The organism is Arcobacter sp. s6 (genome assembly GCF_040884245.1).
Taxonomy (GTDB): Bacteria; Campylobacterota; Campylobacteria; order Campylobacterales; family Arcobacteraceae; genus Aliarcobacter.
Genome location: NZ_JBEVTN010000010.1, coordinates 84378 through 99977, shown reverse-complemented (window position 1 = coordinate 99977; position 15600 = coordinate 84378). Strand labels below are relative to the sequence as shown.

Sequence of the window (15600 nt, the reverse complement as noted above, 5' to 3'; positions counted from 1 at the left end):
GTATTTGATAAATGTCAACTCATCAAATCAATTGTTGCTTTTAATCTTTCTTTATCAAAGTGTGTATAAATTCTTGAAGTATTAATATCTGCATGTCCTAAAGCTTCTTGAACTAATATTAAATCATGATGTTTAGCATAAAGTAGGGTTGCAAAACTATGTCTTAACATATGAGCTCCATTTTTTTCTTTTCTAATTCCTGCACTTATCAGTATATTTTCAACGATTCTACTAACATATGCTTGTGTTAATCTATTTCCTTTTTGATTACAAACTAATAAATCGCTGTTACAAACTCTTAAATCTAACCAATTTTTTAATTCATTTTCAATTATAGAAGATTTAATCATTACAATTCTAGGTTTATTTCCTTTTCCTTTTATTTGCAAAACATAAACATCATCTTCTTTAAACATATCTTTTAGTTTTAAATTTAGAATTTCACTAACCCTAATCCCTGTATAAATGATAATTTTTAGAATAAGTCTATTTCTATAAGCTATATTTTCACTAAATTCAAAATTATCAATTGCAGTTAAAAATCTATCAATTTCACTTTTATTCATATAAGAGGGTAGTTTAGTACCACTTTTTCCACTTAATCCTCCCCAGTTTTTTAACTCTATTTTGTATAAATATGAACTACCATCTTCATTTTGATTTTGTTTATCTATATATGAAAACAAGGCAAGTAGGGCAATTCTATGATTCTTTTTTGATGCATCTGATAATGAACTAGTTTGTGATGCTAAAAAATCACTTAATAATTCTTCATCAATCTCTTTCATTGAAGCAAGTCCTAGATTAGCTATGAAATTGTATAGCTTTAAAAGAGGGTTAAAGTATGTATTTATTCCACTTAAACCTATATTTCTAGCATCTTTTACGATAATAGCTAGTTCATCTATGTTTTTTGTACCTTTAACTAATGACTGAATTATAAAAGCTAATTTATCTTTGTCACTTACTTGTCTATTTGATAAGGTTGTTAATTTGTTTCTTATAAATCTTTCAATCCAAAATAAAAGAGTTTTATCAAAACTATTTGTGAAATCTAAGTCATATCTCATCTATACGTCCATTTGTTGATATAGTAAATTATTTATGTTAAAAGTGATTCTAGCATAAATATAATTAATTAGTATTGAAAACTATAATTTTCAAACTAATTCCCATATAAAAGAAAGTAGCTCTATTTTCTCTTTCCTTTCGCAAAATCTATAATATAATCAGCTATTTTGTCTAAATGAATTATATCTTTTACCGCTCCAGCTTGAATAGCTTTCATAGGCATTCCAAATACAACACAACTTTCTTCATTTTGTGCAACAGTATAAGCGCCATTATCGTATAACTCTTTCATTGCAATTGTTCCATCATCACCCATCCCAGTCATCATTATGGCCATTGCTGCTGAACCTACATTATTATTTACTGATCTAAATAGTACATCAACACTTGGTTTATGTTGGCTTACTTTTTTTGTATCTAATAATTTTGTTCTATATTCATTTCCAACTTTTTCAATAGTTAAGTGCATATTTCCAGGAGCTAAATATCCATGCCCTCTTTCTAGTTTCATTCCATCTTTTGCTTCACAAACAATAACTTCTGAGTAATCATTTAATCTATGTGCAAAAGAATTAGAAAATCCATAGGGAATATGCTGTGTAATTAAAATTGGAGGTAAATCAGAAGGCAGTTTTTTGAAAACTCTAAGTAAAGATTCTACCCCTCCTGTCGAAGAACCAATTGCAATAAGTTTTATTCCCGGTAAAGATGCAGGTTTTGAAGGAATTACTTCATCCGGATGTATTTTATATTCAATATTTTGATTATTTAACACATGTTTTTTAGAGGCTTGTGGTTTTTTTAAAGTATATCTTTTTAATAAAAATGTTAGATTTAAAAGTGTTTCTTTAAGCCTGTTTTGAAAAGATTGCATTGATTCACCATGGTCAGGCTTAGGAATAAATCCAACTGCACCATCATCAAAAATGTCATTTCCACGAACACTTTCCCCTGAAATAATAACAGCAGGCATGGGGTGAAGTCTCATTAAATTTCTTAAAAAAACAACACCATCCATTTTTGGCATATTTATATCAATTGTAACTAAATCTGGTTCATATTCTTTGATTTTCTCTCTTGCATCAAAGGCATCTGTTGCTACACAAATAACTTCAAATTCATCAATAGAATTAATCATATCTTTAATAATTCTTCTCATAGAAGCTGAATCATCAATAACTAAAACTGTGTACATTAATATTTACCAACTTCTCTCTAAATTTTATTAAAAAAGTTCTATTTCCATTTGAGGTTCAGCCTCTTTTGTATCAAGACCAAATAAATCAACTCCACCAACATACTCTTTAAGTACTGGTGCTTTTGTAATTTCTTGTTGTAATGATTTTTCTTCAGAGAAAATCTTACTATCTGTTTCTGATTTTTGAGTAACTTTGATAAATGTATCAAAATCATTTGCTAAAAGAATTAATCTACCATGCTCACCACGAGTATGTTCACTTAAAAGTTTAAATCCTTCTGATTTACAGAAGTCTTTTGCAAATTCAACATTTCTAAAGCCAATAGATTGAGCTGATAAATTTATTTGCATAATATCAGCTCCACCTGAAATTTTTGCAACCATATTTGTTTTCTTACAGCCTAATTTATACATTTCATTTAACATTGCTTCTACAGAATAAAGGCCATATTTCATATCATCATTTGTATTACTTGTTTTTGGTAGTAAAAAGTGATTCATTCCTTTTATTTTTGTTACTTTATCATAGAACATAATTGCAACACAAGAACCTAATAAAGTTTTAAATGCAATTTGTTCAATATCATTTCCAACTGCAAATTCACCACCAATTATTGTATGAGTTAAATAACCTTTTGTTTTTTGAGTAAATCTAACAGCTGAGGCTTTTTCAATACTTCCATCTTTATGACCAATTACAATCATATGATATCCTTTTCTTTCACAAAAATATTTTGCCCTACTCTTTTAACATAATTAACTAAATCTTGGGGATTTTCAGAGTGTCCTAAGTACAAAGTACCTCCAACTTTAAGGTGTTTAAATAGTTTTTTTAAAATCTTATTTTGATCTTCTAAGGAAAAATATATTAATACATTTCTACAAAAAATAACATCAAATTGATTATTAGAAAAAGGATATACATTATCATTTAAATTCATAACTTGAAAAGTAATCATTCTTTTTAACTCATCATTTGCTTTGATTAAAACTTCTTCACCTGCAAGATTTTTTTGAACTCTTCTTTTAAAGTATTTTTGAGGTTTTATCCAAGATGGAAATTCTTTTGATGATTTAGAGTATCTATAAATTCCATTTGCTGCATACTCTAGAACATTTGTATCAATGTCTGTTGCAATTATTGAAGCAGAGATATTTTTATTTAATTCTTCTTTTGCTTCAAAAACACTTATCGCCATAGAGTAAGGTTCTTCTCCTGTAGATGAAGCCGAACAATACATTTGTATTTTATTACCACTATTAGCAAACATAGGAAGAACTCTATCTTTTAAATCTAAAAAATGGAAGTCTTCTCTAAAAAAATGTGTTTTATTTGTAGTAAAAGAATTTATAAATTCTGTTAAATGATTACCTTGTTCAATAGATTTTAGCAGATCTACAATATCACCACTAAAATTACAATTTCTTTTTAATTTATCAATTCTATTTGAAATCATAATATCCTTATTATCAGCTAGAGTAATACCAGTCAAAGAATAAAGAAGTTTTTTTACTTTTTCATGAATATCTTGGGTTGAATTACTCATTGGTATTATGAAGCCCTTTTTGCAGAATTCATATCTTTTTCAATTTTAATTTGAGCATTAATAATACCAATAACATCTAAAATTAATCCTATACTTCCATCTCCTCTTACTGTTGCTGCTCCAATTCCTTGTACACTTCTAAAATTTTTATCTAAAGGTTTTACAACAACTTGATGTTGATTTAAAAATTCATCAATTGATAATGCTACTTTTGTATTTCCTGATTTAACGACTATTAACATTCCCTCTTCTAGTTTGTTAAAGCTTCTCTCAAGACCAAATAGTTGATGTAATTTAACAACCGGTATAAATTCTTCTCTTAACATTAATAAATCTTGAGTTCCATCACCAATTTTTTTAATCATATCAGAGCTTGGTTGTAAAGATTCAACAATTGAACTTAATGGTAAAATATATTTTTGACTTCCTACTTTTATGTCTAATCCATCTAAAATAGCTAAGGTTAAAGGCAACATAATTGTAATAGTTGTACCTATTCCAATATGAGTATCAAGTTTAATTGCTCCACCTAGTTTATGAATATTTGTTTTTACAACATCCATTCCTACACCACGTCCTGAAATATCTGTAATTTCATCTGCTGTTGAAACACCTGCTCCAAATATTAACATTGCCTTTTCATTATCAGTCATGGTATTATATTGATTATCATCAATTTGACCTTGTTCTAATGCTTTTAATGCAACTTTATCAGAATTAATACCTTTTCCATCATCTTGAATTGTTATTATCATTTGACCATTTGCTTGTTCAGCTGAAATACTAATAGAACCAATATCAGGTTTTCCTGTTAATTCTCTCTCTGCTGGAGTCTCTATTCCATGATCAAGAGAATTTCTAATAATATGCATTAATGGATCAGTTAAACCTTCGATCATTGCTTTATCGATTTCAACATTATCTCCATAATGTTTAAATTCAACTTTTTTACCAAGTTTTTTAGAAATATCTCTAACAACTTTTGGAAACTTAGAGTAAATTGAATCCATAGGAACCATTCTAATACTCATAATAGAATCCTGCATATCTCTAATATGTCTTTCAAGTAATTCAAGTCTTTCTAATACAGAATTTCTAGTTTTAGACTCCTCAATTGTAGAGGAAAATTGAGTTAACATTGCATTTGTAATAACTAAATCACCAACATTATTCATAAGTAAATCTATTTTATCTAAGTTTACTCTAATACTATTATTATTATTTGAAGTTGTTTTTTTCGAATTAACTTGTTCTTCGTTTTCATCATTTGAAACAACTTTTTGTTTTCTTATTTCAGTATTTTGTATTGGAGCAGAAAAGTTTTTATCTTTTTCTAGGCTAGAATTTTTTATATCGTTAGTTTTCATCTCTGAATTAGGAGTGATTTCAGGGACATCATCAAAGAAACCGAAATGTTCTTTATCATTACTAGTTAGCTTAAAATCACTATCTATAGCATTTCTTGATATTTCTTCCAAGTCATCATCAAAAAAACCATAATTTTTTTGCTCTTCATCTAAATCATCATCAGCAAAAATTCCATAAGCTTTTATTTGATTATCTCGTTGCTCATTTAAATCATCATCAAAGAAACCAAAATTATCACTATCTAATAATTCGATTTCTTCTTTTTTTGTTACTTCAATAACTTTTTTTACTTCTTCTTTTTTAACAATAGCTTCTTCTTTTTTTACAACCGTACCATTTGAATAAGCTCTAAGATCATGCAATAATCCAGATGTCATTTCGGTAAATATTTCTCTAGTTAATGTATTTGAAACTTCTAAATTTAATAATTCTTTCATAACATCAAGACCATCAATTAATGTTTCAGCCATTTCAGGAATAAATTCAATTTTATGATTTCTTAATTTATCCATTAAGTTTTCAACATCATGAGTAAATTCAGCAAATAAAGCTAGTTCAACAGAAGCCCCACTTCCTTTTAAAGTATGAACATCTCTAAAAAGCTGTCCCATTTCCTCATCTGTTAAAGAACCATTATTCTCAGCTTCTAAAAGCACATTGTCTGCTGATTCAAATAACTCTTCAGCTTCTTCAAGAAACATTTCTCTATATTTAGAAATATCAAACGACATAAGAGCTCCTTTATTTATCTACTTAAAACTATATTTACTGCTTTTAAAAGTTGATCCGGTACAAATGGTTTTACTATCCAACCAGTTGCTCCTGCAGCTTTGCCTTTTGCTTTCATTTCATCACTTCTTTCAGTAGTAAGTACTAAAATTGGTTTTTTTGAATATAATGGTACTTTCCTTAATTCACTAATAAGTGTTAATCCATCCATATTAGGCATATTAACGTCTGTGATTATTAAATCAAAATTAGCAGCCTTAGCTTTTGCTAAACCATCAACACCATCAACGGCTTCTGTTACATCTGTGTAACCACCCTCATTTAATGCATAGTTAAGCATATCTCTTAGCATTGTAGAATCATCTACGATTAAAAGCTTAGCCATATTAAAACCCCTTAAGTTTTGTTAAAAATTTATTTATATTATACTAACGTAAGAAATATTAATTTAGGGTTAGAATAAAGATTATTTCTTGTATTTTGATAATTAATTTGGTTAAATATTGATAAGATGGTGCTTTAAAAAGTTATTTGAAGTGTTTTGGGAGGTTTAAACAAGAATAAGAATTTTATAATCCTCATTCTTAATTTATTATTTAATTCATTGATAATTCAATTCTATCTTTTTTAACTTTTAAAACTTTTACTTCAATTTCTTGACCAACAGATAAGATATCTGATACATTATTTACTCTTTCTTTTGAAATCTTTGAAATATGTAAAAGACCTTCTCCTCCTTTTGAAAGAAGTACAAATGCACCAAAATCTACTACTCTTTCAACTTTCCCCGTAACAACTTCATCTATTGCATATAGTTTTTCAAAATCAATATTTTTAGGGGAGTCTTTTCTTGAAGGGGCATTATTTGAAATGGTTTTTATATGTTCACAAGCATCTAAAACATTTTGTTTATTTTCTCCACTTACTTTTACTGTTCCATTATCTCTATCTAAATCAATTGATACTGTAAATTTCTCAATTATTTCTTTTATAGTTGCTCCTGCTTTTCCAATAATAACCATTATTTTACTTGGATCAATTGCAAATTGTTCAACTAAAGGTAAAGCTTCACTTGGGATAATTTCATTAACAGCTTCTTCCATTAAAACTAATATATGGTCTCTTCCCTCTTTTGCTTGTAATAATGCTTCTTTTAAAACTGATAATTCAATACCACCTAGTTTTATATCCATTTGTAAAGCTGTAATTCCTTTTGATGTTCCAGCAACTTTAAAATCCATATCTCCATCATGGTCTTCTAATCCCATAATATCTGTAAGAACTGAATAATTATCACCTTCAACTACCATTCCCATAGCAACACCTGCTACTAAATCAGAAATTGGCACACCTGCTGCTTTTAGAGCTAATGAACCTCCACAAACAGTTGCCATTGAAGAAGAACCATTAGATTCTAAAATTTCAGAAACTAGTCTTACTGTTTCATTATAATCATCATCGATTGTAGCTTCAAGTGCTTTTTTAGCTAAATTTCCATGTCCTAACTCACGTCTTCCTACTCCAAACATAGGTTTAGCTTCACCAACTGAGAAACCTGGAAAGTTATAATGTACCATAAATCTATCCACTGAAGTTGATTTTTCAGTTAATACTTCATACATTTGACCATCTTTAGCACCTGCAATTGTTCCAATAACTAAAGCTTGTGTTTCACCTCTTGTAAATAAACAAGAAGAATGAGTAGAAGGTAAGATATTTGTTTCAATAGAAATTGGTCTTACATCTTTAAGTCCTCTTCCATCTGCTCTTACCTTATCACTTACTATCATATTTCTTACTATTTCTCTTTTTACAATTGATACAGCTTCATAGATAGTTGCGTACTCTAGTTCATTATTTGTACAATACTCATTTTTAGAAATAACTCTTGCAACATCTTTTAATTGTGTTGCTCTTTCACTTTTTGCTAATTTCTTGATAGCTTCTTTAATTTCAGATGAAAAATTATCTCTTACATAATTAATTACAGATTCTTCAATTGTAAATTGAATTAATTCAACATCAACTTTTTCTTTACAAACAGCTTCAAAACCTTTTTCATATGTTAAGTTAGCTTCTTTAAGTGCATTTTGAGCAAAACCAATTGCTTCAACTAACATTTCTTCATTCATCTCATTTGCATTATGAACTTTTGTAAATGCTTCAATATCAACCTCTATTAATTCAGAAGAAGAAATAGTTTTCATTTCAATCATTAATAATTCATCTTTAGATCCAGCAACATATAAATCTAAAACAGAATTTTCTATTTGAGATGGAAGTGGATTAATAACATATTCATTTTCAATTTTAGCAACTCTTACTCCACAAACAGATTTTTTAATTGGTAAGTTTGAAGTATATAGTGCAGCATTTGCAGCATTTAAAGCTAAAGTTTGTAAATCTACATTTTTGTCAGCACTTAAAACCATTACTGTAATTGTTGTTGGATAAACATAACCTTTTGGAAATAAAGGTCTTAAACTTCTATCAATTACTCTTGATGTTAAGGTTTCAAAATCACTTGGTTTTCCTTCTCTTTTTATAAAACCACCCGGTAATTTTGCTGCCGCATATGTTTTTTCTATATATTGAACTGTTAATGGAGTAAAATCTTCACTTACTGGATTATCAAATTCACTAACTACCGTTGCTAATACAACTGCATTTCCTAATTTCGCTAATACTGAACCATTTGCTTGTTTAGCTACTTTATTAAACTCAAAAATCTCTTGTTTTCCACTTAATTCAAATTCACAAACTATTGACATTATTTTTTATCCTTTATTTATTTTCTCTATATCTTCAAAGCTAACATCATCCAAACTATCATAATAAAAATTAATTGCAACAAAATGATCTAATTTTTTTATAAAAAATAAATCATCTGCAATTGATTCAATTGTAGGAATACTAGCTGTTGGTAAAATTGGAGTTGCTACTGAAATAGATTTTGCTTTTAAATTGATAGCTGTTTTTATACAAGCCATCATTGTTAAGCCTGTATTAATACCTTCATCAACTATTAAAACATTTTTATTTTCCAATTTCTCAATTTTCTCACCATGCCTAAATCTACTTACTCTTTGAGTAATAGACTCCTCGTAAACTTGTTTAGATTTTGCATACACATAATCTAAACTTATATCAAAAGATTTAACTAACTCTTCATGAATTAGAACTTCTTCATGTTCTGTAACTACTGCTATTTCACAAAATTCATTATTTGGTGCAAATATTTTTTCTGAAAACATAATATCATATTTACTATCTAAAGCATTAGCTATGATTTTGGCTATTTCAAAACCACCATACGAACTAGCAATTACTGTCCAATCTTCTAATTTCATGCTGTCCATTGGTAAAACATCAAGTAATCTATAGGCTGCTACTTCTCTATTTTTAAAATATATATTATCTGAATTCATCAATTATCATCTTCTATTTCATATTTTTGATTTATTCCACCTAATGGTTTTAACAATAAACTAACAAAAAATACTTTTTGATCTGTTCCATCTGACGTACTAGAAGATGAAGAAACAATTTCATTTTGGAATTTAAGATTTAAATTCCAACAATCATCATCTATACCTAAAGAAACACCTTGTTTACTTAACTCATTATCAAGTAAGTTATAATTTTCATAGTAAGAAACTTTATAGTCTTTTGATAATTGATAAGATGTACTAACTCTATAAGATTCTAAATCTTCTCTATCGTTTGTATCATTATCAGTTGCTTTTGATTGATAGTAACCCAAAGTTAATGATGCATCTTTATATGTGAATGTACTACTTGCAGAATTTTCAACAAATTTTTCATCTTGAACATTATATACTGTTTTTCCAGAAACACTACCAAAATCATGATTTATTTTTACATAGTTTTCAAAATCTTGCAGTTTAGGATTATCAAGATCATCATATAAAATAGACTGTGAAACTTTATGATTCACAAGTTGTTTTAAACTATTTTTCCCATATATTGACTGATTTATTGACAATTCAATATTTTTTTCTTCATCAACAATATCAAATGCTTCTAGTTCTGTTTCTTTATCAGAACCGCTTTCTGTAGTAATTTGATATAAATCGCCATCTTCTTTTAGATTTGTAGGAACAGAATATTTAGCATTTAAATTAATTGTATGTAAATATTTATCATATGGTTTAATTAAATCACTACCTACTGAAACAGAAGCTCGATTTTGAATTAAATTACCATCTTCATAATCATCACTTCCAAAATTATCATAATCATATTTCATCAAAACTATTTCATTTTCTAAATTAAGATACATAAAGTCATCGAAAAAATATTTACTATAACTAATAGGAGCACTAATTTTATAAACGTTTGCTGTTATTCCCTCATCTCTAGTATAATTACTTGCTTTTGTATCTAATGAATATACTAGATTATCAATAAAAGATTCTTTGTTATAAGAGTGAAATTGTACTTGTGGCACTTCTTGAAGAGTTCCTGCATTTGAATCAGCATCAGTGTCTATATAATATCTTCCATATACACCTGTATAATAATCATTAGTATTGTAAAAGTAATTAATTTTTGATTCAACTTCTGAATCACTTGAAGTAGTTGTATCATCATTTTCTAAAGTTATATATTCAATATCATTTAAATAATTAATTGAAGTATATAAACCATCTTGAGCTTTACTACTTTTTGTAAAAAGATTTCTTTTTTGATAGTCTAAATCAAACCCATAGTGTAAGTCACTATCTAAGCTATTATCTATCACGTACTGATCTTGTTCTTTAAAGATACCTGTTTTCATTTCTAAAATAGAATCTTGAGAATCAGCATATCTATAATATAAATATGAACCATATCCTCTATTTGTTCTAATTTGTGGTACTAGTTCAAAATCATAATTTTGAGCAGGTGCAAAAAACATAGGTTGAGAATAATATAATCCTTCACTACTTGAATAACCTAAAGTTGGTATTAGTAAACCTGTTCTTCTAGTTTTATCAGCTGAAAAACCTAAATAAGGGCTATAAAAAACTGGTACGTTTTTTATGTATAATCTTGGATTATATGTATTAATCCATTTATCTTCAGTATTATAATCAGCACTAGAAGCTCTAATACTCCATACTGGGTCTAAACAATCACATGATGAAAGAATAGTACTATCTAATTGTATTATTTCCGTTTCTTTTGTAGATTGGTTCGAATTCATCCAAATTTTGTCTTTATTTTCGTATAAAAACATTGGATTTTGATTAAAAGAATCTTTTTTTAAGTCAACAAAAGCATATTCACTTTGTGTTTGGATATTATTATCTTTTATAATTAAAACATTATTGAATAATTCAAAAGTTTCATTATCTTTGTTATATATTATTTTATCAGCACTTAAATAATAAGTTGGAGAAAAAACTACAACATTCCCTGTTGCTATAACAATATTATTCTTTGAATCTATATCTTTTGATATTAACTGAAATTTTTCATTTTTTATTTCTTGGGAATAAAGTAATGAAGATGTAATTATTAATGAAGCTATAATTTTTTTATGCATTAACTACCAACGTTTTTCCTGTTATATCATGAAATGTTCTTCTACCTTCATTAAAAAAACCAATTAAAAAACCAACATAGAAAAACATTTCAGAAAATATTCTCCCTACAGATCTTAAAAATGACGAGAATAATGAAATCTTATTCCATGAATCAACATCTATAACTCTTATTTTTGCCACAATTTTACCTATTGTAGCGCCAAAATACCAAATAAAAAAAGTATGATAAGCAACTTTTAGTGCAATTAGTGGCATAACTAAATCTGTTTTCATTAAAAACATCATAGCATCCATATCATCACTTCGTGAAACTATACTATCCCAAAATATTACCATAATAATTACAGTAATCAATAAATCATCAATAACATAAGCCAATGCTCGTGACTTCATTGATGCTAATTGTAGATTATTACTACTATTTTCTTGCATTAATATTTACTTTAAAGCTTGATATGCAATATCAGATCTACATTTTTTACCAGCAAAATGAACTTGTCCACATAAAGCATAAGCTCTATCTCTTGCTTCTTTAATACTTTTACCAAATCCCACACAAACAAGTACTCTTCCACCTGTTGCCATTAATTTTTCATCAATTTTTTCAACACCTGCATAAGAAATATGAGAGTTATTTAATAAATCTTCATCAACGATTTTATCAACAATTATTTCAGCTGCAGGACTTGAACCATATGGATAATTTCCACTTGCCATTACAACGCCAACACTAAATTCATTTTTGATTTTAATATCTAGTTTATCAAGTTGTTTTGTAGCACCTTTATAAAATAATTCGGAAACAGGAGTTTCTAATAAAGGCATTAATATTTCACATTCTGGATCACCAAATCTTACATTATATTCTAAAATAATTGGTTCACCTTTTACTACCATTACTCCAATAAAAAGAACTCCCTCAAAAGGAGCACCTTCTGCTTTCATACCAGCAAGTGTTGGAATAATTACTCTTTCCTCTACTTTTTTATAAATTTCATCATTTACTAAAGGGGTTGGAGCATATGCACCCATACCACCTGTATTTGGTCCAGTATCTCCATCCCCTATTCTTTTATGATCTTGAGCAGCTGGTAATACCTTATAGTTTTCACCATCACAAATAGCAAAAATTGATAATTCATAACCATCTAAATATTCTTCAACTACAATAGAAGTTCCAGCATCTCCAAAAGAAGTACCAGAAAGCATATCAGATGCTGCTTCTTTTGCTTCTTTCTTTGACTGAGCAATAATTACACCCTTACCACCACATAAACCATCTGCTTTAACAACAATTGGTAAATTCATAGTATCAATAAAATCATGAGCTTCTTTTTCATTAGAAGTCTCTATAAACGCTGCTGTTGGTATGTTATATTTTTTTAGTATATTTTTCATATAAACTTTTGAACCTTCAAGAGCTGCTGCTGCGGCACTTGGTCCAAAAATAGTCAAATCATTTTCTTTAAATATATCAACAACACCATCTACTAATGGAGCTTCAGGTCCAACAATAGTCAAATCAATAGAATTATCTTTTGCCCAAAGAGCTAATTGTTTATAATCTTTTATATTTATATTCGTTCCTAATTTATCTGTTGCACCATTTCCTGGCATAAAAAACAAATTATGAGCATTTTCTTTAAATATTGCTAATCCAATAGAGTACTCTCTACCACCATTACCAAGTATCAATATATTCACGATAATTCCTTAAATAATAATTTAATACCCAAGTAGCCGCTAACCATCTAAATGGCCCTAAAAGCCAATAAACGCACAAGAGAGGTATATTTTAGGAGCTAAAACGTAATGAAAAGCTGCACACCATATATCTACAATCAAGTACAATACAAAATTATCGGACCCACAACAATGGAAATCCCGAACTACTTAGATAATCTTATTTTAGCTAAAGATGTTTAAAATTGAGTTTAAATTAAAAATTGCTTTGCTAGATTTATGCACTCATCTATTGATGTCTCTGAACTTACAGTACAATCAATACCTTTTGGTAAATAAAGAGCAGTTGTTTTGCCTATTACAATAGCTTTATAAGAATTATTCCAAGAATATTGCTTAAAAAAACACTCAACACTAGAAGGAGAAGTGAAAATAAAAATGGAATTATCTTCTAAAATAACATCTGATTTTTTACAAGTTGTTTTATAAGCAATTAATTCATCCAATAAAATATTATTATTTTTTAATATTTCAACTAAATTAGAAACAGTTTTAAAAGCTTTTATATAGAGTACTTTTTTATTTTTTAATAACTCAATTAATTCAATGGCAAATTCATTCCCATGTGAAGTAATTCCTGTAAATGCAATTTGTCCACCTAGTTTTTCTATAATTTGAGCGGTTTTAGGAGCAATTACAAAAGAAGGAATTTTTTTCCAATCTTTATTAAAAGAATCTAAAGAATAAACTGCATTCTTAGATGTAAAAATTAATGCATCGTATTTTAATAAATCAATTTTAGATTTTATATATTCTATTTTGAAAACTTCTAAATTAACAACTTCAGAATTTATTTGATTACTTAAAAGATATATTTTAGCCATTATTTTTTAACTCAAATTTTTGTGTATAGTTTATGGCATCATCTAAGTTAGAATATATTTTTATTTTTTTAAATACATTTCCTGAATCTACTGATAATATTTTTTTCTTATGTCTATATCTTAAAACCAAAATAATTTCAAAATCTTTATTTCTAAATTTTTCAATAATTTCTTCTAGAGTGAAAATAGCAGAAATATCAAAAAAAGATACATTTTTACAATCTATTATTATTTTTTTACTACTTTTTAGTTTTTCCAATTTATCTTCTAAAAAAGAGGCTGTTCCAAAAAACAAAGATCCATTTACTTTTATTATTTGAATATCATTATTTTCTATATCAATATCAAATGAAACTTTTGAACGTGCTATTTTTATTTGAGTATTTCTTGATACTTGATAAACAGCCATTATTGAAGAAATAGTAATTCCAACACCAACAGCCATTATTAAATCAACAAAAATAGTTAATAAAAATACAGTAATCATAATAAGCAAGTTCTGTCTTGATATTTTATTTAATATTTTTAAAAATTTATAATCCAAAATATCAAATCCAACTTTTATTAAAATTCCTGCTAATACAGCAAGTGGAATTTTAGAAGCAAGTGGGGCTAAAAACAATACAATTAATAATAAAGTAATAGAATGAACCATCCCTGAAATTCTAGTTGTTGCTCCACTATTTATATTTATTACTGTTCTCATAGTTGCACCTGCTCCTGGAATTGCTCCAAAGAAAGAGCACACCATATTACCTATGCCCTGCCCTATTAACTCTTTTTTAGGGTCATGTTTTGTTTTTGTTTTAGAGTCTGCAACTATAGAAGTCAATAATGAATCAATTGAGCCCAAAAGTGATAAAGTTATAGCTAAAGTTAAAATGGTACTTAATTTTAATACATCAAAAGAAACAGGTAAGACAAATTCAGGTAAACCCATTGGAATTTCACCAATAGTCTTTATATCAAAGTTCATTAAAATTGAAAAATATGTAACAAATACTAATGCAATTAATGCAGGTGGAATAATTTTTGAAATTTTACTTGGAGTTAAAAACATAATAGCAAGCGTAATAGATGATATTATTATAGCTTCATAATTCACTTTTTGGAAAGTTTCTAACAAATGAGTTAAGGTATAAATGATAGATGTAAATCCATCAACACCTAAAAAAGGGTTTATTTGTAAAATAATTATAATTACACCAATCCCACACATAAAACCAGATATTACAGGATAAGGAATATATTTTATCCATTTTCCAATACCTACAATTCCAAAGGAAATTTGCATAATACCTGCCAAAAAAACAACTGTCATAACTGCTGGAAAATCATTAGGAAAAGTAGCAATTGTAGCTGCAACTACAACAGTCATTGGTCCTGTTGGACCTGAAATTTGGGTAGGAGTACCTCCAAAAGCAGCGGCAAAAAAACCTAAAATTATTGCACCATATAAACCTGCTATTGCTCCAGCTCCACTTGCAACCCCAAAAGCTAAAGCTAAAGGAAGTGCAACAACAGCTGCCGTAACACCAGCAAAAATATCATTTTTTACTTTGTTCAAA

General features: G+C 27.9%; 13 protein-coding genes. All 13 read right to left on the bottom strand.

Annotated features, from left to right (window positions below; all coding sequences use genetic code 11):
• Nucleotides 1-14: 14 nt before the first annotated feature.
• The gene (locus tag ABVS04_RS07670) at nt 15-1070 is read right to left on the bottom strand and encodes a tyrosine-type recombinase/integrase (RefSeq protein ID WP_368030096.1); all 1056 of its coding nucleotides are present in this window, start codon (nt 1068-1070) and stop codon (nt 15-17) included.
• A 122-nt stretch (nt 1071-1192) separates the two neighbouring features.
• Entirely contained in the window at nt 1193-2266 is a 1074-nt protein-coding gene (locus ABVS04_RS07665; RefSeq protein ID WP_368030095.1) for a chemotaxis response regulator protein-glutamate methylesterase, read from the bottom strand.
• Between the two features lie 30 nt (nt 2267-2296).
• Nucleotides 2297-2974, bottom strand: a complete 678-nt coding sequence (locus ABVS04_RS07660; RefSeq protein ID WP_368030094.1) for a chemotaxis protein CheD — start codon at nt 2972-2974, stop codon at nt 2297-2299.
• Nucleotides 2971-3816: a protein-glutamate O-methyltransferase CheR gene (locus ABVS04_RS07655; protein WP_368030093.1), complete on the bottom strand. Its 846-nt coding sequence runs from the start codon at nt 3814-3816 to the stop codon at nt 2971-2973. The genes ABVS04_RS07660 and ABVS04_RS07655 overlap by 4 nt, the downstream gene beginning before the upstream one ends.
• A 5-nt stretch (nt 3817-3821) precedes the next feature.
• Complete coding sequence (locus ABVS04_RS07650) at nt 3822-5915, bottom strand: chemotaxis protein CheA (protein ID WP_368030092.1); 2094 nt, start codon at nt 5913-5915, stop codon at nt 3822-3824.
• Between the two features lie 14 nt (nt 5916-5929).
• On the bottom strand, nt 5930-6298 hold the full coding sequence (locus ABVS04_RS07645; protein WP_172126280.1) for a response regulator: 369 nt from the start codon (nt 6296-6298) through the stop codon (nt 5930-5932).
• 211 nt (nt 6299-6509) lie between these two features.
• Nucleotides 6510-8684, bottom strand: coding sequence for a polyribonucleotide nucleotidyltransferase (locus ABVS04_RS07640; RefSeq protein ID WP_368030091.1), 2175 nt, complete (start codon nt 8682-8684; stop codon nt 6510-6512).
• 6 nt (nt 8685-8690) lie between these two features.
• The gene (locus ABVS04_RS07635; protein WP_368030090.1) at nt 8691-9341 is read right to left on the bottom strand and encodes a phosphoribosyltransferase; all 651 of its coding nucleotides are present in this window, start codon (nt 9339-9341) and stop codon (nt 8691-8693) included.
• Nucleotides 9341-11464: an LPS-assembly protein LptD gene (locus ABVS04_RS07630; RefSeq protein ID WP_368030089.1), complete on the bottom strand. Its 2124-nt coding sequence runs from the start codon at nt 11462-11464 to the stop codon at nt 9341-9343. The genes ABVS04_RS07635 and ABVS04_RS07630 overlap by 1 nt, the downstream gene beginning before the upstream one ends.
• Nucleotides 11457-11897 (bottom strand): RDD family protein, encoded by a 441-nt coding sequence (locus ABVS04_RS07625; RefSeq protein WP_368030088.1) that lies wholly within the window; start codon nt 11895-11897, stop codon nt 11457-11459. Before ABVS04_RS07625 ends, ABVS04_RS07630 begins: the two co-directional genes overlap by 8 nt.
• 6 nt (nt 11898-11903) lie before the next feature.
• The gene (gene purD, locus ABVS04_RS07620) at nt 11904-13169 is read right to left on the bottom strand and encodes a phosphoribosylamine--glycine ligase (protein WP_368030087.1); all 1266 of its coding nucleotides are present in this window, start codon (nt 13167-13169) and stop codon (nt 11904-11906) included.
• A gap of 230 nt (nt 13170-13399) precedes the next feature.
• Nucleotides 13400-14032 carry a uroporphyrinogen-III synthase gene (locus tag ABVS04_RS07615; RefSeq protein WP_368030086.1) on the bottom strand — a complete coding sequence of 211 codons (633 nt, stop codon included), beginning with the start codon at nt 14030-14032 and terminating at the stop codon, nt 13400-13402.
• Nucleotides 14025-15599, bottom strand: coding sequence for a SulP family inorganic anion transporter (locus ABVS04_RS07610; protein WP_368030084.1), 1575 nt, complete (start codon nt 15597-15599; stop codon nt 14025-14027). Before ABVS04_RS07610 ends, ABVS04_RS07615 begins: the two co-directional genes overlap by 8 nt.
• Nucleotide 15600 lies beyond the last annotated feature (1 nt).

Excerpts from the sequence above, each read along its gene's own strand:
- ABVS04_RS07670 (WP_368030096.1), bottom strand. The coding sequence starts at position 1,070 with ATGAGATATGACTTAGATTTCACAAATAGTTTTGATAAAACTCTTTTA.
- ABVS04_RS07665 (WP_368030095.1), bottom strand. The coding sequence starts at position 2,266 with ATGTACACAGTTTTAGTTATTGATGATTCAGCTTCTATGAGAAGAATT.
- ABVS04_RS07660 (WP_368030094.1), bottom strand. The coding sequence starts at position 2,974 with ATGATTGTAATTGGTCATAAAGATGGAAGTATTGAAAAAGCCTCAGCT.
- ABVS04_RS07655 (WP_368030093.1), bottom strand. The coding sequence starts at position 3,816 with ATGAGTAATTCAACCCAAGATATTCATGAAAAAGTAAAAAAACTTCTT.
- ABVS04_RS07650 (WP_368030092.1), bottom strand. The coding sequence starts at position 5,915 with ATGTCGTTTGATATTTCTAAATATAGAGAAATGTTTCTTGAAGAAGCT.
- ABVS04_RS07645 (WP_172126280.1), bottom strand. The coding sequence starts at position 6,298 with ATGGCTAAGCTTTTAATCGTAGATGATTCTACAATGCTAAGAGATATG.
- ABVS04_RS07640 (WP_368030091.1), bottom strand. The coding sequence starts at position 8,684 with ATGTCAATAGTTTGTGAATTTGAATTAAGTGGAAAACAAGAGATTTTT.
- ABVS04_RS07635 (WP_368030090.1), bottom strand. The coding sequence starts at position 9,341 with ATGAATTCAGATAATATATATTTTAAAAATAGAGAAGTAGCAGCCTAT.
- ABVS04_RS07630 (WP_368030089.1), bottom strand. The coding sequence starts at position 11,464 with ATGCATAAAAAAATTATAGCTTCATTAATAATTACATCTTCATTACTT.
- ABVS04_RS07625 (WP_368030088.1), bottom strand. The coding sequence starts at position 11,897 with ATGCAAGAAAATAGTAGTAATAATCTACAATTAGCATCAATGAAGTCA.
- ABVS04_RS07615 (WP_368030086.1), bottom strand. The coding sequence starts at position 14,032 with ATGGCTAAAATATATCTTTTAAGTAATCAAATAAATTCTGAAGTTGTT.